The organism is Mesorhizobium sp. M1A.F.Ca.IN.022.06.1.1 (genome assembly GCF_003952605.1).
Taxonomy (GTDB): domain Bacteria; phylum Pseudomonadota; class Alphaproteobacteria; order Rhizobiales; family Rhizobiaceae; genus Mesorhizobium.
Map to the genome: position 1 here is coordinate 2,920,878 of NZ_CP034455.1, position 24,103 is coordinate 2,944,980.

The following is a 24,103-nucleotide window of genomic DNA, read 5'->3' on the forward strand; positions in this document are numbered from 1 at the left end:
TTTGGCCGAGCATGCCGTGCATGGCGGCTGCCAGCAACCGCAAACTGATGGGTCAGGCGGCAGGCCGTGCCGATTGCAGCCCGCCCAGCTCGACGATGAACTCGATCACCTCCTGCAGACCCTTGCCGCGCGACAGATCGGTGAAGCCGAATGGCCGCTTGCCGCGCATGCGGGCGGCGTCCGCCTGCATGACGTCGAGGTTGACGTTCACATAGGGCGCCAGATCGCTCTTGTTGATGACGAGGAAGTCTGAGCGGGTGATGGCCGGGCCGCCCTTGCGCGGTATCTCCTCGCCCTGGCAAACGGAAATGACATAGAGGGTCAGATCGGCAAGGTCCGGCGAGAAGGTGGCGGCGAGATTGTCGCCGCCGGATTCGATGAAGACGATGTCGAGGTCGGGGAATTTGCGGTGCAGCTCGGCGATCGCCCGCAAATTGATCGAGGCGTCCTCGCGGATGGCAGTGTGCGGACAGCCGCCGGTCTCCACGCCGACGATGCGCTCCTCCGGCAGCGCCTGCAGGCGCGCCAGCATCATGGCGTCTTCCTTGGTGTAGATGTCGTTTGTGACGACGGCGATCGAGAACCGGTCGCGCAGCGCCTTGCAGAGCTTTTCGGTGAGCGTCGTCTTGCCGGAACCGACGGGGCCGCCGATGCCGATGCGCAGGGGACCATTGGGTTGGCTCATGCCGGAAACTCCGTGATGGCGAGGATTGCGAAGCCCAGCCCGATCAACAGGCAGAGCGGCGAGTAGAGGCGCCGGTCGAGCCGGGCGAAGGGCTGCTCCGGCGTCAGCCCGCGCCACCAGGGGGTGAAGCCGGCGATGCCTCGCCCGAAGAAGACCATCCCAAAGAGCAGCGCCGTGGCGGCGAGGCCCTGCCTGGGAAAGGGCGAGGCGAAGACGCCTTCAAGGGCCAGCGGCCATAGCGTCGCAAGCGCCAGGCACGCGGCGACGGCAAAGCTCGCGACGGACGAGGGCATGTCGTCGACGCCGCGAAAGCCGACGACGGCGCGGGCGCAGGATTTCGCGTCCTTTCCCGGCCAGATGCCGCCTATGCCCCAATAGACATGCAGCGTGGTGATCAGCAGCAGGATGAGGGAGAGGACAAAGGCAAGTATGATCATGAGCGGAACAGACGCGAATATTGGGTTTCGTGCTTCATCGCCGCAATGTCGGATATCAAGGCCGAGCCGCCGAGGTCATCGAGCGTGGAGTTCGCGGCGCGAGCAGCTGTCGCGAGCGCCAACGGTTCGAAGCCGGCTAACAAAGCGGTGGCATCGACCTGTCCTACAACGCCGAGCCGGATAGCGGCCTGCACGAGGTTGGAGAAGAAGGCCTGCAGGAAGGCCGACAGCGCGTCCGCCAAGCCGATGCCATCGCTGCCAGCGATCGCGCCGACAGCGACGCAATAGGGGCAATCCGCAGGCAGGCGCTCGAGCGCATGACAAGGCCAGGCAGAGGCGGCTTTTTGGAAGGCGGCGCCTTGGAGCATGGTTTCCATGTGACGCTGCTGCGATCCGGCAAGCGCCTCGGCAAGCGCGGCGACTTCCGCGATATCGCCGCCGTCACGCGCGCGTCGCCAGCTTTCGGCAAAGAGCACCGCATCGTTCCAGCCCGAGCCCATCTCGACCAGCGTCTCCAGCCACTCGGCGAGATCCCCGCGATCGGCGACAAGTCCGTCATGCACGGCCCTTTCGAGGCCATGACTGTAGGAGAAGCCGCCGACCGGAAAGGACGGCGACAGCCAGGCCATCAGCCGCAGCAGTGCGGTACCGGACGGCTGGTCAGTCATGGTGATGGTGGTGATCGTGGTCGTGGTCATGATGGCCATGCGCGTGATCATGATCGTGATGGTCGTGGCCGTGATGATCATGCGCATGGCCATGGTCGTGGCCATGTCCGGAATAGGCGCCGCGCACGGGACTGAACGGTTCCAGCACCTCGCTGACCGTGGCGCCGAGCCCTTCCAGCATCGCCTTGATGACATGGTCGCGCAGGATGAGGATACGGTCCGCCTCGATTGCCGCCGCGAGGTGGCGGTTGCCGATATGCCAGGCAAGCTCGGTGAGATGCACGGTGTCGCGGGCGCGGATGTCGTAGACCTCTTCGGGCGCGGCGACGATCTCGAGCTGGCGGCCGTCCTCCAGCACCAGCCGGTCGCCATTGCCGAGAGCCACCGGCTCGGGCAGATCGACCAACACCCTGTCGCCGCCGGCGGTTTCGATGGCGCGGCGGCGCAGATGCCGCTCGTCATGCGTCAAGATAGCCTTGTCGAAAGGTGTCGCCGCTCCGCCCTCGCCGGCCGGGAGCACCGAGACGGCGCGCGGAAATTTGGTGAAATCGGTGTTGATGTTGAGCTTCATTTCATGGCTCCGCCATTGGCTTGCGCCCGCGACCGGGCGGGTCGCGACAGCACGCGATCGAAATAGGCGTTGACGCGATCTGAGTCGACCGGGAACCGGCCGGCGCGCGCCCAACCACCCATATCGCCGAGCAGAACGTCGACGGCGGAAAAGCGGTCGCCGAGGGCAAAAGGCTTGTCGCCGAGCCGGCGGTCTAGTGCCTTGACTTCCGAAGCGAAATCATGGGCGGCGGCAGGGCCGACATCGACGCGCAGCTCCTTGGGCAGGATGAAGCGGTGGCGCAATTTGTTCCACAGCGGCGCTTCGAACTCGCTCTGAGCAAAATGCATCCAGGAATCCAACTCGGCGCGGCCGGCGAGCCCGGGATCGGCGCCCATTCCCTTATCGGCATGCTTGTGCGCCAGATAGACGCAGATCGCCGCCGAATCAGTGATCGTCAGCTCGCCGTCGATCAGGATCGGCACCTTGCCGGAAGGGTTCAGCGCATAGGTCTCGGGCGAGCGCAGCTTCACCTCTACGAACTCATAGGATTGCCCGAGCTCCTCGAGCATCCAGAGCACGCGGCTGACCCGGGAACCTCGTGATCCGACGGCCTTGTACATGGTTCGAATCCTGCCTTTTCCCGGAGCCTAGACCATCCAAGCCATCAGCCCAATGATGACGATCATGCGATGAGGTCGAAGAGCCGCAGGAATGAAATCCGGTAGCTAAAACAGAAAATACCGCTGCGCCATCGGCAGCACGGTCGCCGGCTCGCAGGTCAAGGGCTCGCCGTCGGCGCGCACCTCATAGGTTTCAGGGTCGACCTCGACATGCGGCGTGGCGTCGTTGAGCACCATCGAATGCTTGCCGATGCCGCCGCGCGTGTTCTCGACCGCGACCATCGCCTTCTCTACGCCAAGCCTGCCCTGCAAGCCGGCATCAAAAGCCGCCTTGGAGACGAAGGTGACCGAGGAGTTGGTCAGCGCCTTGCCGTAGGCGCCGAACATCGGCCGGTAGTGCATCGGCTGCGGCGTCGGGATCGATGCGTTGGGATCGCCCATCGGGGCGGCGGCGATTGTGCCGCCTACCAGCACCATCTCCGGCTTCACGCCGAAGAAGGCCGGGTTCCACAGCACGAGATCAGCGCGTTTCCCGGCCGTCACGGAGCCGATCTCCTTCGACAGGCCATGCGCGATCGCCGGGTTGATGGTGTATTTGGCGATATAGCGGCGAACCCGGAAATTGTCGTTGTCGCCCGTCTCCTCAGCCAGCGCGCCGCGCTGGCGCTTCATCTTGTCGGCGGTCTGCCAGCAGCGGATGCCCACTTCGCCGACGCGGCCCATGGCCTGGCTGTCGGAGGAGATGATCGAGAAGGCGCCGATGTCGTGCAGGATGTCCTCGGCCGCGATCGTCTCCTTGCGGATGCGGCTTTCGGCAAAGGCGATGTCCTCGGGAATCGACGGCGACAAATGATGGCAAACCATCAGCATGTCGAGATGCTCGGCCAGGGTGTTGACCGTGTAAGGCCGCGTCGGGTTGGTCGATGACGGGATGACGTTGGGCAGGCCGCAGACCTTGATGATGTCGGGCGCATGGCCGCCGCCGGCGCCCTCGGTATGAAAGGCGTGAATGGTGCGGCCCTTGATCGCGGCAACCGTGTTCTCGACAAACCCTGACTCATTCAGCGTGTCGGTGTGGATCATCACCTGCACGTCATAGTCGTCGGCGACCGAAAGGCAGCAGTCGATCGCGGCCGGCGTCGTGCCCCAATCCTCATGCAGCTTCAGCGAGCAGGCGCCGGCGAGCACCATTTCCTCCAGCGCTGCCGGCTTTGAGGCATTGCCCTTGCCGGACAGCCCGATATTCATCGGGAAAGCGTCGAAAGACTGGATCATGCGCGCCATGTGCCAGGGGCCGGGCGTGCAGGTGGTGGCCAAGGTGCCATGCGCCGGACCGGTGCCGCCGCCGAGCATCGTGGTGATGCCGCTCATCAGCGCTTCCTCGATCTGCTGCGGGCAGATGAAGTGGATATGCGCGTCGAAGCCGCCGGCCGTCAGGATCTTGCCTTCGCCGGCGATGATCTCGGTGCCCGGACCGATGATGATGGTGACGCCATCCTGGGTGTCCGGATTGCCTGCCTTGCCGATCGCGGCGATGCGACCGTCCTTCAGGCCGATATCGGCCTTGACGATCCCGGCGAGCGCGTCGACGACCAGCGCGTTGGTGATGACGGTGTCGACGGCGCCGCCCGCCCTAGATACCTGGCTCTGGCCCATGCCGTCGCGGATGACCTTGCCGCCGCCGAATTTCACTTCCTCGCCATGGACGGTAAAATCCTTCTCGACCTCGATAAAGAGGTGGGTGTCGGCAAGCCGCACCTTGTCGCCGACCGTGGGGCCGTACATCTGCGCATAGGCGGCACGGGAAATTCTTGCCATCAGCGATTGCTCCCAAAAGCGAGTTTGTGTGGGCGCGGAGCGCACTTTGTCGCCATCCAATGGTCATGCAATGACCCGCTCGACGACACCTTCCGATCCCATTTGGCGGTTGAGGTGACCGAGTCAGCCCAAAACGACCGTTTTCCAAACCGAGGGAAGGAATATCCATGCGAAAGACGATACTTTTCGCGGCCGCCGCCAGCTTGATGATGGCGGGTGCGGCCGGCGCGCAGCAGCCCGCGCCGCAGCCGAGCCCGGCGCCTGCGGCACCTGCTGCCGCCGCGCCCAAGGCGCCGACGATCGAGAGCGTCAGCATCGTCGATATTACGGAACTGCCAAAGGACACGCAGACGCAGGTCAATCAGATCGTCGCCCAACGCGGCGACGCCGGCCTGCAGACCCTGCGCAAATCGATCGACGCGACACCCAAGGTGAAGTCCGCGCTCGAAGCCAAGGGAATGAGCTCGGCGCAGGTGATCGCCGCCAGCCTGCAGCCCAATGGCGCGCTGACGCTGATCACCAAGAAGGCGAGCTGACGACCAACGCTGGCGGGCCGGTTGCAGGCCCGTCAGCATCATCGCGAACGGAATCTCCCGCCGACAGGACTCGTTTCGCCTTTTTCGCCCCGCCACAAGTTCAACCAGGAGCGAGCGATGGCGAGCGCCCCGTGCCCCGGAACAGGATTTCCAGCCCTTGTCTTTCCAGCCCTTGTGGTGGCCATGCTTCTCGTGGTCGCCGCCCCAGCGTTCCCCGCGCAGCCGGCGGACGGCAAGCCGCCACTGGACAGCACCAAGCCGGGCGCGACGATCGTCGATTCCGATGTGCGGCGGGAGGAGGCGCTGTCGAAGACGGAGGCCGGCAAGGTCATCACCGCCATCGACCGCACGCGCGACAATATCGGCACCGTGCGCAAGACGACCAAGCTGGATACCGTCGATATCGTTTTCCTGACGGATGCCGCGCGCAGCGAAGGCGGGCCGCCGCCTGCGATCGAGAACAAGGTGAAGCAGCATCAGGAAGACGTCGCGGAGCTGCGGCAGGAGATCGAAGCGAACGCCCTGCTCTTCAACGCCATCGATTCGCGGCGCGTGCAGGCCGAGGACGTGCTTGCCGTCGAGTTCGACAATCCCGGGAAGGTCGTCATCTACGCGGCCGCCAAGCCGCCGAAGTGATTTGAGCGCGCCGCCACGCCTCACAGCTTGCCCATCACCTTCTGTTGAAATCCATAGACCTCGCGCCTGCCGCCGAGCGGCACCAGCGTGACGTCACGTTCCTGGCCCGGCTCGAAGCGCATGGCCGTGCCGGCGGCGATGTCGAGCCGCATGCCGCGGGCGCGTTCGCGGTCGAATTTCAGGCCATCATTGGTCTCGAAGAAATGATAGTGGCTGCCGACCTGGATCGGACGGTCGCCGCTGTTGGCGACCTTGAGCATCACCGTCGGCAGGCCCTTGTTCAGCTCGATGTCGCCCTTTGCCGTGATGACTTCGCCGGGGATCATCGCAGCCTCACAGCACGCCGAAGGCAAGGCCCGCGCCGACCGTCGCGCAGGCGGCGCCGGCAAGACGCGCCAGGGCGCGGAAGCGGAGCCCAAGTCCGAGCGCGGACGCGATGCCGATGCCATGAAGAAGTGCCGTCGCCACGGCAAAACCCGCCATATATTCGAGGCCGCCGGCATTCTCCGGCACTTCAGTGCCATGCGCATGGCCGTGGAACAGGGCGAACAGGCCGATGATGGCCACACCCGCCGAGACCGGCAGGTCGACCGCCAGCGCCACCAGCAACCCGAGGGCAACGACCGAAGCGAGGATACCCGGCTCGACGAAAGGCACCGGCACCTGCAGCATGCCGAGTGCTGCGCCCGCCACCATCACGCCGACAAAGGCGAGCGGCCATGCCCACACCGCCTTGCCGCCTTTCATCGCCGCCCACAGGCCGACCGCGATCATGACGGTCATATGGTCGAGGCCCGACAGCGGGTGCATGAAGCCCGCCGTGAAGGACGAGGTCGTGCCGACGCCGACATGGGCGTAAGCCGGCATCGCCGCCGCCAGGAAGAGGATCGCGGCAAGCGCGGTGCGTTTCGTCGAAGCGGAAGTCATGGGCGGGTCCTTTTCGAATTGCCGACTCAGGCGGCCTTGCGGGGGCCGCAGCCCCCGGCCTTGAGCACGCGTTTGGTCGAGGCCGGGTGTTTCTTCAGTTTTGCCGCCGGCCGGATCGGCCGCGGCGCGAAATTGCCGCCGCAGTTCGGGCAGACACCGCCCAGAACATCTTGCGCACAATCGGCGCAGAAGGTGCATTCGAAGGTGCAGATCAGCGCATCCGCCGCCTCCGGCGGCAGATCCTTGTCGCAGCATTCGCAATTGGGTCTGAGTTCCAGCATCGGATCCTCCTCACCGGATCGGTTCGTGCACGGTCACCAGCTTGGTGCCGTCGGGAAATGTCGCCTCGACCTGGACGTCGTGGATCATCTCGGCAATGCCGTCCATGACCTGGGCCCGTGTGACGACGTGGGCGCCGGCCTCCATCAGCTCGGCCACCGAGCGGCCGTCGCGGGCGCCCTCGACGACGAAATCGGTGATCAGCGCGATCGCCTCGGGGTGGTTGAGCTTGACGCCGCGTTCCAGTCGCTTGCGCGCCACGATCGCCGCCATGGCGATCAGCAGCTTGTCCTTTTCACGCGGCGTCAGGTTCATGCGTCTTCTCGGTACTCAAGATCAAAGTATTCGAAGGTCAAAGTGACCATAATTTGGGCAGGCCAGCCCGTCCGTTGAGCAGCTCGACGAGCGGAACCAGCCGCTTGCGGAGCTTGTAGCCGCCGCCGGCGGTGAGCCTCGCAAGAAGCTTGCCAGATTGCCCGACGCTCCAGAAACTGGCGCCACCCTGATCACCGATGATCGCGCGGGCAGGTTCCAGCAAGGTTTCCGCACGCGGGGAGACGAGAAGCATCGTTGCACTTGCAAGCGCGCCGCCGGCCACGGCCTGGCGCTGGAGGCCGGCCGCGATATCCGGGCCGATGCGAAAGTCCTCGGCGTGGATGAGCCTGCCACCCTGGCAAACCCGCCAGCGGTCATGGAAATTGCCTAGGAGCGTCCGTTCGCCCATCGCAAGCCGGCCGAACAGCGTCGCCTCCAGGAGCAGCGCCTCGGCGCCGACCGCCAGCTCGACATGCAGCGCGCGGGCAAAGGCCGCGCGGTTGAAAACGATGGTTTCCTGCGGCAGCCAGGCAATGCTGCCGCCGGCGCCAACCGTGAGGCTGACCTTCGTCTCGGCCCGGTCGGATGCGGCGCGATAGATCTTCTCGCAGGCCTGGGTGGTGATCGATGCCGAGGCGCCCTCGCCGACCTCGATCTCCCAGCCAAGCCGGTCGCCGCCGGTCAGCCCACCGGCCGTGTTGATCAGCACGGCCTCGAGCGGGTCGCCTTGCACCGCCGGCATGCGAATCTTCGCCGATCCGTCCTGATAGAGACGTTGAAGGCGGGTCCTGCCGCGGCTCTTGCCGCAGAAAAGCCTGCCTCGCCCGGCAACACGTTGCGCGGCAGGCAGAGAAATCAGGATATCCTCGATCATGTCCACGGCGCCAACGTTAAGCACTCCACCGGCTTTGTCGATATATAGCTTGTTGCTTGACATCGTTTCGGTTTCTATAGAGGGAGCCACCTTGGAGCGGTCACACGGATTCCTGGCGAGGTAAGGGGCGACGACGTTTGTGAATCCGGGGACACAGGGGCGCTGATCAGTTGGCGTCGGAAAACGACAGGGGAAGGAACCGAATGGCTGACCAGCTGACGACCGAAATCATCGAAAAGATCAAAGCGCATGCCGAACCTGGCGGCGAAGAAATCACGCCGAGCACGGATCTCAACACGCTGGGGATCCATTCGCTGGAATTGACCGAGATCATCTTCGATCTCGAGGAGAAGTACGGCATCGAGATCGAGATGAACACGGTCGACGCCTGGAGCAACCTCAAGAACGTCGGCGACATGGTCGAGGCGGTTCGCGAACTGATCGCGAAAAAAGCCTGACTGCATGCTCAAGCGCGTCGTCATCACCGGCATTGGCGGAATATGCGGGCTCGGCAACGATGTGCCGGCGATCTGGGACGCCATGCGCGCCGGCCGCTCGGCAATCGGCCCGATCGACAATCCTTCGCTGCATGACCTGAAGGTCAAGGTCGGCTCCGAAATCAAGGCGTTGCCCGATCACGGCATCGACCGCAAGCAGGTGGTGTCGATGGACCGCTTCAGCCTGTTGGCGGTGATCGCGGCGCGCGAAGCGATGCGGCAGTCCGGACTCGTCGCGCATACCGACAACACCTATCGGATGGGTGCCGTTGTCGGCGTCGGCGTCGCCGGCTTCGAGACGATCGAGGAAAATTACCGCGCGATCCTGATCGAGGGGCGCAACCGCGCCGCTATCTTCACCGTGCCGAAGGTTATGCCGGGCGCGGCCGCCGGCCAGGTCAGCATGAGTCTCGGGTTGCGCGGACCCGTGTTCGGCGTCACTTCGGCCTGCGCGTCGGCCAATCATGCCATCGCCTCGGCCGTCGACCAGATCCGGCTTGGCCGCGCGGACGTCATGGTCGCCGGCGGCACCGAGGCGCCGCTGGTCTGGGGCGTGCTCAAGGGCTGGGAGGCGCTGCGCGTGCTCTCGCCCGACACCTGCCGGCCGTTCTCTGCCGACCGCCAGGGCCTGTCGCTCGGCGAAGGCGCAGGCATGGCGGTGCTGGAAAGCTACGACCACGCGATGGCGCGCGGCGCCACCATCCTTGCCGAGATCGCCGGCGCGGGCCTCTCGGCCGACGCTTCCGACATCGTCGCGCCGACCGTCGAGGGACCGGAAGCGGCGATGCGCTTCTGCCTGGTGGATGCAGGGCTCAATCCCGAGGACGTCGACTATCTCAACGCGCATGGTACCGGCACCAAGGCCAACGATCAGATCGAGACCGCGGCGATCAAACGCGTCTTCGGCGAGCATGTGAGCGCACTGTCGCTCTCCTCGACCAAGTCGATGCATGCGCATTGCCTTGGCGCCTCGGGCGGGCTGGAGATGATCGCCTGTGTCATGGCGATCCGCGACGGCATCGTGCCGCCGACTGCCAATTTCCGCGAGCCCGACCCCGAATGCGATCTCGACGTGACGCCGAATGTGGCGCGCGAGCGCAAGGTGCGCGCAGCACTGAGCAACAGTTTTGCCTTCGGCGGCACCAATGCCGTGCTGGCCTTCAAGGCGATCTGAGACGGGCGATCTGAGATGGGCGACCCGACGCGGGCGCTCGCCGGCGCCGGACGCGTTCTCATCCTTGCGGGTGCTTTGGTTGACTGACCGTCCACGGGGGTCGATTGGCGGCCATATTGATCCCGAGGGGTCGGGATCCTAATTCTTGCCCACCCGCCACGCGCGCCGCCACGCGCCCATCCGCATCCGGAGCCACGATGACCGACCTGTCCGCCTTTCCGATCGCCAAGCGCTGGCCGGCCAAGCATCCCGACCGCCTGCAGCTCTATTCATGGCCGACGCCCAACGGCGTGAAGATTTCGATCGCGCTGGAGGAGATCGGCCTGCCTTATGAGCCGCATCCGGTCGACATCGGCAAGAACGAGAGCTGGACGCCGGAATTCCTGTCGCTCAACCCGAACGGCAAGATACCGGCAGTCATTGATCCGAACGGGCCCGACGGCAAGCCGATCGGGCTGTTCGAATCCGGCGCCATCCTACTCTATCTCAGCGACAAGACCGGCAAGCTGATCCCGGCCGATCCCATCCGGCGCTACGAGACGATCCAGTGGGTGTTCTTCCAGATGGCCGCGATCGGCCCGATCTTCGGACAGGTCGGCTTCTTCAACAAATTCGCCGGGCGCGAGATCGCCGACAAGCGCCCGCTGGAGCGGTATCGCGACGAGTCGCGGCGCCTCATCGGCGTCCTGGAAACGCGGCTCAAGGGCCGGCAATGGATCATGGATGACGAGTTCACGATCGCCGACGTCGCGACGCTCGGCTGGGTGCGCAATCTGATCGGCTTCTACGAAGCGCGCGATCTGGTCGGCTTCGACGATTTCCCCGGTGTCGCGGCATGGCTGGAGCGCGGCCTCGCACGGCCCGCCGTGCAGAGGGGCCTGACTATCCCGGCCAGAAGCTGAGTCGCTCTATTTGGGCTTGGCCTTGGCGCCGCCTCGGCCGAGCACGGATGCGGCAAGCCGCGCGGTGGCCACCACCGCGCCGGTCGCCACGCTTGCCACAGTGCGGATCGGCCCCGAGCTTGCCGCCGGCTTATGCGGCTTCGCGGCCTTCGCGGGGGCCTTGTGCGCGGTGCCGGGCACGACTTTCTTGGGCGCGGCCTTGCCGAAGCTCGGCTTGGCGTCCTTGGAGCGCTCGGCCGTTGCGGTAGCTGCACCAGCTCTGGATTGATTGGCTCTGCTTCTTGCAGGCGCGGGTTTTCTGGTCTTGGTTGCCATAAGACGGTTCCCTTATCGCGCAATTCCGGAAGCCGTTACACACTTTCCTGGAATCGCGTCAGTGCCGGACAATTCGGGTCATGGAGATAACGACCTGTAAATCTTAAGGTTCCCGCCCGAAAATGGTGAAAATTGAGCAGGTTAACCAATCACCAGATCGGCCTCCCGGCGACGCGCCAACACGCGCTCGATATTGGGCATGTCGTTGGAGGCGATCCAGGCGCGGGCGTCCTCGTCGGACTTGCCATGGCCGCGCCAGCGCTCCATCAGCCGGCGCTCGAGCTCGTCGCGCGGGACATCGACGAAAATGGTGAAATCGAACAGCTCTGCCAGCCGCGACCACGGCTCCTCGTCGAGCAGCAGATAGTTGCCCTCGACCAGGATGAACTTGGTGTCGGCGGAAATGATCTCGGCGGCGGCGCGCGAGAGTTCGATGCTGCGGTCGAAGACCGGAATGGCAATGTCCGGCTCGCCGGAGCGGATCCGCTTCAAAAGCGTCTCGAAGCCGGCAAAATCGAAGGTTTCCGGCGCCCCTTTTCGCGCGCGCAGGCCGCGCCGGTTGAGCACGATGTCGTCATAGTGGAAGCCGTCCATCGGCACGACTTCGGACGTGCCCTCCGGCAGCAATTCATGCAGCCTGCCCGATATGGTCGACTTGCCGGCTCCCGGCGGGCCGGCAATGGCAACGACGAAACGCCTGGCCTTGCCGGCGCGCTTGAAGATGGCGGCAGTGATATGGGCTAAGTCGGACATCAGCGCCTCTTCGCTAGTGACTCCGGCCGCATCTTGGCGGCACTGGGGAGAAATTTCAAACGGTTATAAAGCCGCTGCCGCACGCCCTTGAGATCGGTCGTCATCCTATGGCGGAGCAAGGGCCTCAGGCGGGTATGGAACGGCCGATGCGCAGGAATTCGCCGTCGAACGGTATCTCCTTCGCTGAACCATTCTGGGCAAGGATGCGCAGTCGATCGGTCGCTTGTTCCAGGCCGCTTGGCGGTTCGACGTCGGCTGCCGGAACCGCGCCGATGACATGGCGGAAGGAGACGCTGCGCCCTTCGGCAAGCGCGAAGGCCGTCGCCACGCCTTCATGCTTCAGCCAGTTGTCGCCGAGCGAGGCGGCGTGGCCGACCGCGGCGCGGCCGTCCTCGATGCCAAGCACGCCGACATGGCGGCCGCTCCAGGGCGCGTAGTCGCGCCCGCCATTGCTGAACCACAGCATGGTGACCGGCAGCTCGGCCGGATTCTTCAGCACCAGCACCAGATCCTGCTCGGCGCGGCGGGCGAGCGCCGTCCAGCCCGGCCCGCCATGATCGGCCTCGACCAGGGTGATGAAATCCTCGCGCCGGTCTTCCATGCGGTAGTCGGCGAGATCGGCGGTGCCGCCGGCCGCGAGCGGGAAACGGGTGAGGTCGGTGGTGCGGGCGGGATAGGCCAGACGAAACCGGCCGCGCGCCGGATCGGGCTCCAGAGGGGTCTCAGGCGTGACCGCCAGACGTTTCGGCGAGAAGGCGAGCCGGCCGCCGTCCTGCATCGCCGTCATCGGATGGTGGGCGACGGAAATGGCGCCGGAACCGCCGGAGAAGATGTGTTCCTGGTAGAGGAAGGGATGGTTGTCGCGGAGCGTGAAGACCTTGTCGACGGAAGCACCCATCACCTTGCGGCGCAAGCGGAAGACGGCGCGCCAGCCGCCGGCGATGGCACTGCTTTCGACGACATCCCACTCGCTGTTGGCCGTCCAACCGTGGAGGGGAGCAGCTTCGACATCGCTGGTGGAGAACGGCGCGCAGAGGAAGTCGCCGGACAGGCGCACCGTGCCTTCGGGGAGGTTTTGCGGCAACGTCGCGCGCGGCGAGCCGACCCAGGGCGCGCGGTGCAGCGGTTTTAGGCGGCGGCCATCGGCCTCGATTTCCAGGGCGGCGATGTGGCCGACGGCGAGATCGAGGGAGACCGAGATGCCTTTTGCGTTGATGCTGAGGGTGTCCATTGCCAAACCTCGAATCTTCGGTGACAACAAAGCCTGACCGGCGGCAGCGGCGCAAGCAGGGCGATAGGCTTTTTGCATCAGGCGAATGCCACCAATTGTCGAACTCGGCGCTGCCGACCTTGAAGGCAATTCAACCTCCTGCAAACCGCCAAAAGCTGGGCAAATGCCTCATTCCCGCCGTTAACCAGTTGGACGGAGCGGATGCGGTACGCTAGCTTCGCCGCATCTCAGCAACCGTTTTTGAACAATCTTGTCCACTCCGCTTTCGCTCCTCCAGAAATTGATGACCGCGCTGGTGCTGCTGCTCCTCATTGCCGGCTGCACCACCGCCGCGCCGCCGGAAACCGTGCTGGCCGTGCCGGCGCAGCCGCAGAAATATGCCGCGATCGTGGTCGACGCTTCGACCGGCAAGACGCTGTTCGAGGTCAATTCGACGGCGCAGCGCTATCCCGCGTCGCTGACCAAGATGATGACGCTCTACATGCTGTTCGAGGCGCTGGAGAGCGGCCGGGTGAGCAAGGAAACGCAGATCCCGGTATCCAACCACGCCGCCTCGCAGCCGCCGACGAAGCTGCGCTTCAGGCGCGGCGAGACGATCGACGTCGATTCCGCCATCCGCGCCATGGTGGTGAAGTCGGCTAACGACGTGGCGGTGGCGGTGGGCGAATATCTCGGCGGCGGCAGCGAGGAGCAGTTCGCCGCCATGATGACCGCCAAGGCGCGCCAGCTCGGCATGACCAGCACCAATTTCCGCAACGCCTGCGGCCTGCCCGACGACGGCCAGGTGACGACGGCGCGCGACATGGCGGTGCTGGGCATCGCGCTCCAGCGCCGCTTCCCGCAGCATTTCCACTATTTCTCCGAAAGCGATTTCATGTTCCGCGGCCGGCTGGTGCGCGGCCATAACGACATGCTGGGACGGGTGCGCGGCGTCGACGGCATCAAGACCGGCTATATCCGCGCTTCCGGCTACAACATCGTCACCTCCTACAATGCCGACGGCAGGCATCTGATCGTGGTGGTGATGGGCGCCCAAAGCGCGCGCCAGCGCAACGACCATGTCGAGGCGCTGATCCAGCGCAGCTTGTCGCCGATGAGCGCCGATGCCCAGACGCGGCTGATGTATGCCGGCCAGCAGCCGGCCGCTTCGGCACTTCCGGGTTTGCCCACGCCAAGTTCGTCGCTGCCCGGTTTGCCGGCGCAGTAGCGAAGCCCGAGTGGCGGCGGCCTGTTCAAGCGACCGCCTTGGCCCTGATGCGGTTTGGCGGGGCGGCCGCCCACAGGGCCAGGATAGGCCAGCCGGCGGTGACCATTGGCGCCAGTGAGGCAGGATTAATGCTTTCGACGGTGGCGCTGCCCCTCACCTGCCTGCCGGCATCCTCTCCCCGTAAGTGACGGGGAGAGGGGCGCTCTCATCGCCGGTTTCGCCAATCGCCGGCGTTGCAGGAAAGGCGCCGAGCATGCGGCCAGCCTCTTTCTCCCCGTGACTTACGGGGAGAAGGTGCCGGCAGGCGGATGAGGGGCGGCGCTGCCCCGAGAGATTTGCTGTTGCTCAGCAATCCCTTTCAGCCGAATCTTCCCAGAATTGGATCTATGTCTTTGCGCGCCGAAAGCAGATCCATCCATCACAACAACTTGTTCCGTCACACCAGCTTCACAGTCGCGATGGATATGCCGCGCCGGCTCGGCGTATCGTATCGAAGCCCGAGAAGAGGAGCACTGAGCATGGCCGGCGACCCAAAGGCATCCGCGCAGACAATAGCCGACAACGAAAACGACTCGGGCGGCGAATATCTCGAGGCGGCCACCGTGCCGGAAGACCAGCATGAGGCGGCGGACGAGATCCTCGAAGCGCCGGAGGTGCCGGATTCCGAGCCGCACCTGCCCGGCACGGCGCGTGCAAAGCCCAAGAAAAACCGTCGGCGATCAGCGGCCGGAAGTTCCGCAAGCGCGACCTGGTGCGCGTCGACGACCTGAGGCCGAGCCTCGCCGACCGCATCCGCTCCGACCATCCCGACCTGCCGCGCGGCGCCCGCATCAGCCGCGAGGAGCTCGCCCGCTACCGCATGCGCTACATGGAGGAATTGCTGCAGCAGGAGCACGGCGAATTCTCCGAGCTCGACCGCCAGGTGGTGGAATCGATCGCCAGACAGGACACGATCTCGGAGAACTCGGAAGAAGAGTTCGAGGAGCGCCGCTCCTTCGCCGACCGCGTCTCGGACGACATGGCGGCCTTCGGCGGCAGCTGGTGGTTCCTGATCTCGTTCGCGGCGGTGCTTCTGATCTGGATCGGCCTCAACCTCTTCGAGGGCGCGTCCGCCGCCTTCGACCCCTACCCATTCATCCTGCTCAACCTCTTGCTCTCCTGCATCGCCGCCATCCAGGCGCCGATCATCATGATGAGCCAGAAGCGACAGGAAGCGAAGGACCGGCTGCGCTCCTTCAATGACTACCGGGTGAACCTCAAGGCCGAGCTCGAAGTGCGGCACCTGCACGAAAAGCTCGACTACCTGATCTCGCGCCAATGGCAGCGCCTGGCCGAAATGCAGCAGATGCAGCTTGATGCCATGCACGAGCTGACCGCGAAGAAGCAGAAGCGGGCGACGCGCGGGGTGCAGCGGAGGGTGGCGAAGAGCGAGGTGGAGGGGTGAGGGCTGGCGAGAGCTTGCGCCTGAACAACGCTCGGAAGTCGCGATGCATTGCCGAAGTGGGGCCGCCGGCCTCCGAGCCTACATCAGTTGGGACCGCTCGCTCTCGACTCCAGCACCTCCATCGGACGAATGCGAGCCTGTCCGCTACGGCGAATATTCCGCCAAGCCAATTGCCCGTTGAAGCCGGCACGCGCTTCCGCTAAGAAGCCGTGGCTGGCCGGCTCACCGGCTGGTTCGTTTTCCGGTTTCCCGGGAAGCACCCGTAGCTCAGCTGGATAGAGCGCTGCCCTCCGAAGGCAGAGGTCACAAGTTCGAATCTTGTCGGGTGCGCCAACTATTGGCACCGCTGGCTGCCGGCACTGGCCGGCTAGGCGACCGCAGTTTCCGCGACGCCGTCCGCGCGCAGCTCAGATAGCGCTAAAAGTCAGCGCACGATGCCGCGGCAGGCCCAGGCGACGCTGGCGAAAGACCTCGGCCCATCGGCACGACCGGCCTCATAGGCATCGCGGACTGCAGCCTCCGTGCGGGTCCGCTCGGCTGCGTCGAGCGTGGTCATATATTTGCCGAGCGGGCCTTCGCCGGCGGCAATCGGCGCCCAGTAGTCGTCGAAATTCTGGTAATCCATGCGGATCATCAGCTCGGTTTCGGTGACGTCGGTCAGGCCCTGTTCGACAAAGGTCCGCTTCATTTCGCCGGGCTGCATCATCGGCTGGAAACAGTAGCGATTGCGCATCTGGCGGCCGCTTTCGCTGAGCGCGGCAACGGTGTCGATCATCATGCGCATGGCCGGCATGCCGCCGAGGTGATCCCACACCACGGCCGCGACCACGCCGCCAGGCCGCGTTACGCGGCGCATCTCGGCCATTGCCTTGCCGGTCTCCGGCACGAAGTGAAGGACCAGCAGCGCCAGCGCACGGTCGAACACATTGTCCTCGAAAGGCAGCGCCGTGGCGTCCGCCTGCTCAATGGTGATGCGCGGATCGGTGTTCCTCTCCTTCGCCGCCGCGACGAAGACGGCTGAGAAGTCGATGGCCTGGATTTCGGCGAGATCGCGCGACTTCGCCAGTTCGAAGGTCAGGCTGCCGGTACCGCAGCCGACGTCGAGGATCTTCTCGCCGCCGGCCAGGCCGACGAAGTCGATGAACTTGGGCGCGAGCCTGCGGCTCCAGCGGCCCATGAGCTGCTCATAGCCGGATGCGGCGTGAACGGTGAAGCTTGATGTCATCCCGTCCTCCCTTGCTGGTTTCAGCCTAGACCCACGCGGGAACCATGCCAAGCAACGAAACCAGCCGATCGTCCCGAGATCGCACAGGTTGGGCGTTGGCTGGAGCATACGACGCCGAGGCCGAGCGCCAGGTCGGTCTATCGCAACCAGAAATCGCCGCCGAGCGAGCCCGGATCGCCGAGATGAACGCGTTGTCGGAGGGCCTTCCTGTTTCGCCGCCGCAAACGAGGATGCCGACGCGTTCCGCGGCGTGATCGAGATCGCCTTGTGCGTTTCGCTGCCGCAGATCACCAGAGCGCATATGGCCGCAAAACTGGCCGAGCTGGGCGATCGCCGCTTGCCGCCGAATGCCAGCATCATCGATCGCGCCCGGATGGCATCCCTGCCTGCCGGCTGATCTTGTCGCAGTCCGGATTGCAACCTGTCCGCGACGTCTACGAGTGGAGACTTCGCTCACGCAGGCGTCGTTTTGCCGGTCGAAAGCGCTTCGAACACCTCGCCGGTTTCGGCCACGAGCGTCTGCATCAATTCGCCGGCAGGAAGCTCCCGGTTCAAGGCGGCCGCCTGCCCATAGAGATGGAAGGCGAAATCTCCTTTTGCACCGGCCTCGCCGAGCGGAGCGCTGAGCGCAACCATTTGCGGGAAGTCGGGGAGGTGCGCCCGGTTCACCTCCATCTCCAAGGCGAAGCGGGTGCGTCTCGCCCGCGCCGCGCGGCCGGTGAAGGCATCGGTGACCATCGTGTCCATGTCCGTGGCGGCGCGGATCAGGGCTCGGCGCGGTCCGTCCGTGCCGGCCTCGTCGCAAGACAGGAAGCCGGTGCCGATCTGCACGCCGCTGGCGCCAAGCGCGAAGGCGGCCGCTATGCCGCGGCCGTCGGCGATGCCTCCGGCGGCAATGACCGGCAGGTTGACGGCATCCACGACCTGGGGAACCAGCGCCATTGTGCCAACGCCGTCACCGGGACGGTTGGGAGCGTGCGATCCCCGGTGGCCACCTGCCTCCCAGCCCTGCGCTATGACCGCGTCGGCTCCGCCGTCGGCGAGTTGGCGCGCCTCGGCGACATTCGTCGCGGTGCTGATAACCACGATCCCCGACTGCTTCAACTTGGCGACCGCGGCCGCGTCCGGAATGCCGAAATGGAAGCTGACGACCGGTGGCCGGATCTCGAGCAGCAGTTCAAGCTTTTCATCGTCGAAACCCGGGCCGATCGGCGGAAGCCTCCGCGAGGGTTCGTCGAGCGACAGCTCCTTGTAGTAGGGCCGCAACCTGTCGATGACCTGGGTCAGTACGGCGTCGTTGGTGTCCGGTCTGGGAAAAACAAAGAAATTGAGGTTGAAAGGACGCTCGGTCGAGGCGCGCAGCTGGCGCGCAGCGGTGCGCAAGCCGTCCGGCAGCATCGATGCGCAGCCGAGCGATCCCAGCCCGCCGGCATTGCTCACCGCGGCGGCGAGTTCCGGAGTCGCCGAGCCGGCCATCGGAGCCTGGATGATCGGATGTTCGATCTTTAGGAGATCGCATAAACGACGGTTCGGCCACACGAGCGTTTTTCCTGTGTCGGGAAAGGAACACGCGCAGTCCATCATAGGCCTGGATCAAGACGGGGTCACCGGAATTGTGCGAGGCACGCTCCCACGCTCTCCCGCTCCACCAAGGGGCATTCAAGCTTGGTGATGGGATAGCGGCCGCGGCCGGGCGTCGGCGGTGCCTCCAATTGCTCGATCGCCCATTGGCCCATCGCCAGATGCGGCAGGATCGATGTGGTCAGCGGCGGGAAGAGGTGGCGGGCGATCTCCTCGTCGTCATAGCCGATCACGGAAATGTCGCCGGGGATATGCAGGCCCGCCTCCTTCAGCGCTTCGTAACAGCCGATTGCCGTGCGGTCGTTCTGGGAGAAGATGGCGGTCGGGCGGTCCTTCAGCGCAAGCAGCTTCACCGTCGCGGCATAACCGGCGCTGGCCGACCAGTCGCCCTCCACCACCAGGTCCGGATCGAAGGGGATGTCGGCGGTGGCCAAAGCGCGGCGATAGCCCTTCAGCCGATCCTGCGCCGCCTGCATCCAGGGCTCGCCGGTGATGGTGGCGATGCGGCGGTGGCCGCGGCTGATCAGATGCCGGGTGGAGCTCTGGCCGCCGGCGATCTCGGAAGGCACCACGGCCGGGAAGGCATAATCGGCGGTGTAGCAGTTGAGCAGGATGACCGGAATGTCGAGGCTGTAGAGGAACTCGGGCGCGGTGATCTCGCGGGTGAAGATGGTCATGTAGATCAGCGCCGAGAGGCCGCGCCGGGTGAGCGCCTGGATGGCACGCGGCTCCATGACGGCGTCACCCATGGTCTGCGCCACCAAGAGCACGTTGCCGGCATTCCAGGAGGCCTGCCGCGCGCCCTCGATGGCCACAACCGCCTCGGGGCTGGTGGCGAGCTGATCGACGGCAAAGCCGATGACGCCATCCAGCCCTTCGAAGGGCGTGACGGGCGGACGCAAAGCTGAAAAGACCGGCGGCGAATAGCCCAGCGCTCTAGCTGCCTCGATCACGCGGTCGCGCGTCTGCTGCGACAGCCTGATGCCCGGCGAATTGTTGAGCACGAAAGAGACCGTCGCCTGCGAACAGCCGGCGGCCCTCGCTATATCGGTCATGGTGACCCGGCCCTTGGGCTTGGCCGAGGCCTTGCGGCGTCTGGACGTTTCCCGTGGATCGCGCAGTTGCGTCGGTTCGCTCATGGTCTTTTCCCAAACCTGCCGGGCTGTTCCGCAAAGCCCGCCACCGAGCGGGTATGCTTATAACTATTATCACTAACAAGGGCGTTGGCACCAGCCACGGCACGCGGCGACAAAATGGCCAAAAAGGTCAGCAAAGCTGTCAATTTTCCCGAGTTTTGCCGACCCGACCAGCGCAAATCCTGCTTCCGCTGGCGCCCACCGCGGCACTCGGTTCGCCGTGGCTGGGGCGCCGGTCCGATCCCGCGACTAATACTATTTACTAATATCGGTAAGCGATCTACTGTCAACGTGTCGCCGGGCGAGCCGCGGCGACGGCATCTGGGAGGAGCGCAGGTTCGCTGCCCGGCAATTTGCCGGAAGAGGGCTGCCCTCATCCTCACGAAAATGTCAGACAAATCGGACTATTTACGAACGTCAAATCTGTGTCTAGTGTTTCGGTCGCGGCTGGATCGGCCCCGGACTTAGGTGCCAGACCCTTGAGGAGGAGGGCGTCCAGGCCGCAGCCGAGACAGCGCGATGAGTTTCAAAAGGGAGGTTGAAGCATGAAATCCATGATACGCAACGCGTCCGTCGCCGCGGCGGCCTTGGCTATTGGCCTGACGGCCAGCGCAGCTGTGCGCGCCGACGACAAGCCGACGCTGGCCTTCGTCGTCAACGGCGCGTCAGACTTCTGGAAGGCGGCGGAAGCCGGCGTGAAGAAGGCGCAGGGCGAACTGCCCGACTACAATCTTGAGTTGAAATATCCCGAGCAGTCGTCGGTCGCCATCCAGCAGCGCCTGATGGACGACTTGGTGACGGCCGGCGTGAAGGGCATCATGGTGTCGGCAGTCGACCCCAAGACCTCAACCGACGGGCTGAACAAGATCGCGTCCGAGACCGCTCTGTTCACCACCGATAGCGACGCCCCGCAGACCAAGCGCGTCGCTTATATCGGCTCGTCCAACGTCGATGCCGGCAAGCAGGCGGCCGAGATCGCCAAGAAGGCGATGCCGAACGGCGGCAAGTGCCTGGGCTTCGTCGGCCTGCTCGGCGCCGACAATGCCAAGGAGCGCATCGAGGGCATGAAGGAGGGGCTTGCCGGCAGCAAGATCGAGCTGGTGGACGTGCGGGGCGACGACATCGACCAGGCACGGGCCAAGAAGAATGTCGAGGACGCGCTGGTCGCCAGCCCCGACATCACCTGCATGGTCGGCTTCTACTCCTACAATACGCCGCGCATCTATGAGGCGCTTCGCGACGCCGGCAAGCTCGGCCAGATCACCGTCGTCGGCTTCGACGACGATCCGATCACGCTGGGGGCGTCAAGGAAGGCACGGTTGCCGCGACCGTGGTGCAGCAGCCCTTCGAATGGGCCTATCAGGGCATGAAGCTGATGGCCGCCTACCTCAAGGGCGACAAGTCGGGCATTCCGGCCAACGGCCTGATCATCGTGCCGACCAAGATCATCGGTAAGGACGATGTCGACGCCTATGCCGCAAACCTGAAGGCGATGGCCGGCAAGTAATCGATGCACAGTTGCGCCGGCTCAAGCTTCGCCTTGAGCCGGCGTCCGTATTGACGGGCCGCATGCGGCCCGTCAGTCTGCAGCCCACCGGCTGCCGATAAGCGCGATGAACAATGGCGTGATGAATTATTCCGACCCATCCATCGTCCAATCCGCTCCGTTCCTGAGCCTCGAGGCCGTGCGCAAGACCTATCCCGGCGTGGTGGCGTTGGACGGGTTCTCGATGGAGGTCAGGCCGGGCGAGGTGATCGGGCTGGTCGGCGAGAACGGCGCCGGCAAATCGACATTGATGAAGATCCTCGGCGGCGTGACGCGGCCGGACAGCGGCTCCGTCACCGTCGACGGCGTCGCGCATGACGGCTTGACCGTGGAAGCCAGCATCGGCTCCGGCATCGCCTTCGTGCATCAGGAGCTCAACCTGTTCGAAAATCTCGACGTCGCCGCCAACATCTTCTTCGGCCGCGAGCCGCTCAAGGCCGGGCCGCTGAAGCTGGTCGACCGCGCGAAACTGCGCGAGATGGTGGCGCCGCTCCTGAAACGCGTCGGCGCCAATTTCTCGGCCGACGCGCCGGTCGCCTCGCTGTCGCTGGCGCAGCAGCAGATGGTCGAGATCGCCAAGGCGCTGTCGATCAAGGCGCGGCTGGTGATCCTCGACGAGCCGACCTCCAGCCTGCCGATCGCCGAGACCGAAAAGCTGCTCGACGTGATCAAGGGGCTGCGGGCGGAAGGCATCAGCGTCATCTTCATCTCGCACCGCCTGCACGAGGTCGAGCGCGTCGCCGACCGCGTCGTGGTGCTGCGCGACGGCATGCTGGCCGGCACGCTGCCGAAGAGCGACATCAATCACGACCAGATGGTCAAGCTGATGATCGGGCGCATGCTGAAGCAGCGCGAGAAAGCAGCGGAGGCGGGGCGCGCGCCGGGCGGCGTCGCACTCTCGGCGACAGCGGTGCGCACCAGCGCCTATCCCGACCACCCGGTCGACCTGGAGCTTCGGCGCGGCGAAATCCTCGGGCTTGCCGGGCTGGTCGGCTCCGGCCGCACGGAGCTCGCGCGCGTCCTGTTCGGCATCGACGAGCGGCTCGGCGGCAGTGTCGCGCTGGACGGCAAGGCGCTCAATGTCGGATCGGCCGCCGATGCGGTGGCGAGCGGCATCTTCCTGGTGCCCGAAGACCGCAAGCTGACCGGCATCCTGCTCGACCTCTCGATCGCACAAAATATTTCGCTGCCCAATATGCCGGCGCATGCGAAGCGCTCGCTGGTGTCGACCAGCGCGGAGCTCGCCACCGCCGAGAAGCAGAAGAAGGATCTCGACATCAAGGCGCCATCGGTCCTGACCCGCACCGGCACGCTGTCCGGCGGCAACCAGCAGAAGGTGGTTCTGGCCAAATGGCTGGCGATGAACCCCAAGGTGATGATCCTCGACGAGCCGACGCGCGGCATCGATATCGGTGCCAAGGCCGAGATCTACGCGCTGATGCGGGCGCTGGCCGATGCCGGCGTCGCGGTGCTGATGATCTCCAGCGACATGGAAGAGGTGATCGGCGTCTCGGACCGCATCGCGGTCATGCATGAGGGGCAGATCTCCGGCATTCTCGACCGGGACGATTTCAGCCAGGAGAACGTGCTGTTGCTCGCGGTGGGCAAGAAGCCGAAGCTGGCGCAAGCCGCGGGAGGAGCGCAATGAGCAAGAAAGACCTCGGCCTGCTGGTCCTGATCCTGGTGGTCGGTGCGGTGGTCACGGCTATAAATCCGCGCTTCCTGTCGACGATCAATCTCGCCAACACCTCCAACCTGGTCGCGCTGTTCGGCATCCTTTCGATCGGCCAGGCCTTCGTCATTATCACCGGCGGCATCGAGCTTTCGGTCGGTTCGCTGATCGCGCTGCTCGGCACGCTGTTCATCGACTTCATCGCCGTGCGCGAGATGGACTGGCCGTTGGCCTTCGTGCTGATCATCGTGCTCGGCGCCATCATCGGCTTCGTGCATGGCTGGCTGATCACGCGGCTCAAGATGCAGCCCTTCGTGGTGACGCTTTGCGGCCTGCTGATCTACCGCGGCGTCGCCCGTTTCTACACCGCCGACGGCACGGCGGGCTTCGCTTTCGGCCAGAATTTCCCGGATCTGGAATTTCTGACCGCCGGCCGCTCCGGCGGGTTGCCTAATTCCTTCATCGCGCTGATCGTGATCGCCATCGTCATGTGGGTGGTGCTGCACCGCTCGGTGTTCGGACGCTATCTCTATGCCATCGGCAAGAATGAGGAAGCGGCGAAGTATTCGGGTATTCGCACCGGACGCGTGGTGATCGCGGCATACGTGATCTGCGGCGTGCTGACGGCGCTGTCGGCGATCTACTTCGCCATGTACACGCGCTCGATCTCGCCGGCGAGCCACGGCCAGTTCTATGAGCTCTACGCCATCGCCGCGGCGGTGCTCGGCGGCTTCTCGCTGCGCGGCGGCGAGGGCTCGCTCGTAGGCGTCATCCTCGGCACCGTGCTGCTGCAGGAACTGCAAAACCTCGTCAATCTGCTCGGCATCCCGTCCTCACTGAACTTCGCGGTGATGGGCGGCGTGATCCTGATCGGCGTGCTGGTCGACCAGCAGTGGGGCGTGTTCCGCGCCCGGCGCCGGATGATGGAGGCGTCGCGCCGGAACGTCGCCGGCGCGCCGGCGACGTAGCTTCCCTCGTCCGATCTCGGCAGGCAGCGGGGCAGATTTCAACTTCGCGTGCTGCACGCATTTTTTGGACGTTGGCGCCGACATCAACAAGTCTCGGCCCAACC

The 24,103-nt window shown here is 65.1% G+C and carries 26 protein-coding genes, 1 tRNA gene and 2 pseudogenes; 12 read left to right on the forward strand and 17 right to left on the reverse strand.

Annotation, left to right across the window (positions count from 1 at the left end):
- Positions 1 to 52 precede the first annotated feature (52 nt).
- The 6 genes from ureG to ureC all read right to left on the reverse strand — a co-directional run bounded on the left by ureG (position 53) and on the right by ureC (position 4,784).
- Positions 53 to 685 (reverse strand): urease accessory protein UreG, encoded by a 633-nt coding sequence (gene ureG, locus EJ078_RS13745; protein WP_127215807.1) that lies wholly within the window; start codon positions 683 to 685, stop codon positions 53 to 55.
- On the reverse strand, positions 682 to 1,122 hold the full coding sequence (locus tag EJ078_RS13750; RefSeq protein WP_127215808.1) for a DUF3995 domain-containing protein: 441 nt from the start codon (positions 1,120 to 1,122) through the stop codon (positions 682 to 684). The genes ureG and EJ078_RS13750 overlap by 4 nt, the downstream gene beginning before the upstream one ends.
- A complete protein-coding gene (locus EJ078_RS13755; protein ID WP_127215810.1) occupies positions 1,119 to 1,790 on the reverse strand; it encodes an urease accessory protein UreF in 672 nt (223 codons plus the stop codon). The genes EJ078_RS13750 and EJ078_RS13755 overlap by 4 nt, the downstream gene beginning before the upstream one ends.
- Positions 1,783 to 2,361, reverse strand: coding sequence for an urease accessory protein UreE (gene ureE, locus EJ078_RS13760; RefSeq protein ID WP_127215809.1), 579 nt, complete (start codon positions 2,359 to 2,361; stop codon positions 1,783 to 1,785). The genes EJ078_RS13755 and ureE overlap by 8 nt, the downstream gene beginning before the upstream one ends.
- Positions 2,358 to 2,963, reverse strand: a complete 606-nt coding sequence (locus EJ078_RS13765; protein ID WP_127847076.1) for a glutathione S-transferase family protein — start codon at positions 2,961 to 2,963, stop codon at positions 2,358 to 2,360. The genes ureE and EJ078_RS13765 overlap by 4 nt, the downstream gene beginning before the upstream one ends.
- 105 nt (positions 2,964 to 3,068) lie before the next feature.
- Complete coding sequence (gene ureC / locus EJ078_RS13770; protein WP_164750706.1) at positions 3,069 to 4,784, reverse strand: urease subunit alpha; 1,716 nt, start codon at positions 4,782 to 4,784, stop codon at positions 3,069 to 3,071.
- Positions 4,785 to 4,948: 164 nt separating this feature from the next.
- Between ureC and EJ078_RS13775 the strand changes: the two genes are divergently transcribed.
- Positions 4,949 to 5,317 (forward strand): hypothetical protein, encoded by a 369-nt coding sequence (locus EJ078_RS13775; protein WP_127217220.1) that lies wholly within the window; start codon positions 4,949 to 4,951, stop codon positions 5,315 to 5,317.
- 117 nt (positions 5,318 to 5,434) lie between these two features.
- Positions 5,435 to 5,953: a hypothetical protein gene (locus EJ078_RS13780; protein WP_245457276.1), complete on the forward strand. Its 519-nt coding sequence runs from the start codon at positions 5,435 to 5,437 to the stop codon at positions 5,951 to 5,953.
- A 20-nt stretch (positions 5,954 to 5,973) separates the two neighbouring features.
- Here EJ078_RS13780 and EJ078_RS13785 read toward each other — a convergent pair whose 3' ends face one another.
- The 5 genes from EJ078_RS13785 to EJ078_RS13805 are packed head-to-tail and all read right to left on the reverse strand — an operon-like array spanning position 5,974 to position 8,354.
- Complete coding sequence (locus tag EJ078_RS13785) at positions 5,974 to 6,279, reverse strand: urease subunit beta (RefSeq protein WP_127217221.1); 306 nt, start codon at positions 6,277 to 6,279, stop codon at positions 5,974 to 5,976.
- Positions 6,280 to 6,286: 7 nt separating this feature from the next.
- Positions 6,287 to 6,880, reverse strand: a complete 594-nt coding sequence (locus EJ078_RS13790) for a HupE/UreJ family protein (protein ID WP_127404190.1) — start codon at positions 6,878 to 6,880, stop codon at positions 6,287 to 6,289.
- A 26-nt stretch (positions 6,881 to 6,906) separates the two neighbouring features.
- Positions 6,907 to 7,161, reverse strand: coding sequence for a DUF1272 domain-containing protein (locus tag EJ078_RS13795; RefSeq protein ID WP_127216829.1), 255 nt, complete (start codon positions 7,159 to 7,161; stop codon positions 6,907 to 6,909).
- A gap of 10 nt (positions 7,162 to 7,171) precedes the next feature.
- Positions 7,172 to 7,474: an urease subunit gamma gene (locus tag EJ078_RS13800; RefSeq protein ID WP_059188709.1), complete on the reverse strand. Its 303-nt coding sequence runs from the start codon at positions 7,472 to 7,474 to the stop codon at positions 7,172 to 7,174.
- A 37-nt stretch (positions 7,475 to 7,511) separates the two neighbouring features.
- Positions 7,512 to 8,354, reverse strand: coding sequence for an urease accessory protein UreD (locus EJ078_RS13805; RefSeq protein ID WP_189413706.1), 843 nt, complete (start codon positions 8,352 to 8,354; stop codon positions 7,512 to 7,514).
- Between the two features lie 197 nt (positions 8,355 to 8,551).
- Here EJ078_RS13805 and EJ078_RS13810 point away from each other — a divergent pair, with 197 nt between their 5' ends.
- The 3 genes from EJ078_RS13810 to EJ078_RS13820 all read left to right on the forward strand — a co-directional run bounded on the left by EJ078_RS13810 (position 8,552) and on the right by EJ078_RS13820 (position 10,921).
- Positions 8,552 to 8,806, forward strand: coding sequence for an acyl carrier protein (locus tag EJ078_RS13810; RefSeq protein ID WP_040975089.1), 255 nt, complete (start codon positions 8,552 to 8,554; stop codon positions 8,804 to 8,806).
- Positions 8,807 to 8,810: 4 nt separating this feature from the next.
- Complete coding sequence (locus EJ078_RS13815; RefSeq protein ID WP_127216828.1) at positions 8,811 to 10,019, forward strand: beta-ketoacyl-[acyl-carrier-protein] synthase family protein; 1,209 nt, start codon at positions 8,811 to 8,813, stop codon at positions 10,017 to 10,019.
- A gap of 197 nt (positions 10,020 to 10,216) precedes the next feature.
- Complete coding sequence (locus EJ078_RS13820; protein ID WP_127216827.1) at positions 10,217 to 10,921, forward strand: glutathione S-transferase N-terminal domain-containing protein; 705 nt, start codon at positions 10,217 to 10,219, stop codon at positions 10,919 to 10,921.
- 6 nt (positions 10,922 to 10,927) lie between these two features.
- Here EJ078_RS13820 and EJ078_RS13825 read toward each other — a convergent pair whose 3' ends face one another.
- From EJ078_RS13825 to EJ078_RS13835, 3 genes are all read right to left on the reverse strand, one after another.
- Complete coding sequence (locus EJ078_RS13825) at positions 10,928 to 11,236, reverse strand: hypothetical protein (RefSeq protein WP_066999117.1); 309 nt, start codon at positions 11,234 to 11,236, stop codon at positions 10,928 to 10,930.
- Between the two features lie 141 nt (positions 11,237 to 11,377).
- Positions 11,378 to 11,989, reverse strand: a complete 612-nt coding sequence (locus EJ078_RS13830; RefSeq protein WP_127216826.1) for a nucleoside triphosphate hydrolase — start codon at positions 11,987 to 11,989, stop codon at positions 11,378 to 11,380.
- Between the two features lie 124 nt (positions 11,990 to 12,113).
- Complete coding sequence (locus EJ078_RS13835; RefSeq protein WP_127216825.1) at positions 12,114 to 13,220, reverse strand: hypothetical protein; 1,107 nt, start codon at positions 13,218 to 13,220, stop codon at positions 12,114 to 12,116.
- A 283-nt stretch (positions 13,221 to 13,503) separates the two neighbouring features.
- On the opposite strand from EJ078_RS13835, the gene EJ078_RS13840 reads away from it, so the two are divergent.
- From EJ078_RS13840 to EJ078_RS13850, 3 genes and pseudogenes are all read left to right on the forward strand, one after another.
- Positions 13,504 to 14,427 (forward strand): D-alanyl-D-alanine carboxypeptidase family protein, encoded by a 924-nt coding sequence (locus tag EJ078_RS13840; protein ID WP_127404230.1) that lies wholly within the window; start codon positions 13,504 to 13,506, stop codon positions 14,425 to 14,427.
- A 518-nt stretch (positions 14,428 to 14,945) separates the two neighbouring features.
- Positions 14,946 to 15,871, forward strand: a pseudogene (locus EJ078_RS13845) (DUF1003 domain-containing protein).
- A 256-nt stretch (positions 15,872 to 16,127) separates the two neighbouring features.
- Positions 16,128 to 16,204: transfer RNA gene (locus EJ078_RS13850), tRNA-Arg, on the forward strand.
- Positions 16,205 to 16,295: 91 nt separating this feature from the next.
- Here EJ078_RS13850 and EJ078_RS13855 read toward each other — a convergent pair.
- A complete protein-coding gene (locus tag EJ078_RS13855; protein ID WP_127217016.1) occupies positions 16,296 to 17,096 on the reverse strand; it encodes a class I SAM-dependent methyltransferase in 801 nt (266 codons plus the stop codon).
- Between the two features lie 250 nt (positions 17,097 to 17,346).
- Here EJ078_RS13855 and EJ078_RS13860 point away from each other — a divergent pair, with 250 nt between their 5' ends.
- Complete coding sequence (locus EJ078_RS13860; RefSeq protein ID WP_164748409.1) at positions 17,347 to 17,493, forward strand: hypothetical protein; 147 nt, start codon at positions 17,347 to 17,349, stop codon at positions 17,491 to 17,493.
- Between the two features lie 56 nt (positions 17,494 to 17,549).
- Here EJ078_RS13860 and EJ078_RS13865 read toward each other — a convergent pair whose 3' ends face one another.
- Entirely contained in the window at positions 17,550 to 18,635 is a 1,086-nt protein-coding gene (locus EJ078_RS13865; protein ID WP_245457227.1) for a nitronate monooxygenase, read from the reverse strand.
- A gap of 65 nt (positions 18,636 to 18,700) precedes the next feature.
- Positions 18,701 to 19,816, reverse strand: coding sequence for a LacI family DNA-binding transcriptional regulator (locus tag EJ078_RS13870; protein WP_208721579.1), 1,116 nt, complete (start codon positions 19,814 to 19,816; stop codon positions 18,701 to 18,703).
- A 542-nt stretch (positions 19,817 to 20,358) separates the two neighbouring features.
- Here EJ078_RS13870 and EJ078_RS13875 point away from each other — a divergent pair.
- The 3 genes and pseudogenes from EJ078_RS13875 (at position 20,359) to EJ078_RS13885 (ending at position 23,999) form a co-directional block, all read left to right on the forward strand.
- Positions 20,359 to 21,320: pseudogene (locus EJ078_RS13875) on the forward strand (sugar-binding protein).
- Positions 21,321 to 21,441: 121 nt separating this feature from the next.
- Complete coding sequence (locus tag EJ078_RS13880) at positions 21,442 to 23,007, forward strand: sugar ABC transporter ATP-binding protein (RefSeq protein ID WP_127403338.1); 1,566 nt, start codon at positions 21,442 to 21,444, stop codon at positions 23,005 to 23,007.
- Complete coding sequence (locus tag EJ078_RS13885; protein ID WP_127215317.1) at positions 23,004 to 23,999, forward strand: ABC transporter permease; 996 nt, start codon at positions 23,004 to 23,006, stop codon at positions 23,997 to 23,999. Before EJ078_RS13880 ends, EJ078_RS13885 begins: the two co-directional genes overlap by 4 nt.
- Positions 24,000 to 24,103: the final 104 nt, after the last annotated feature.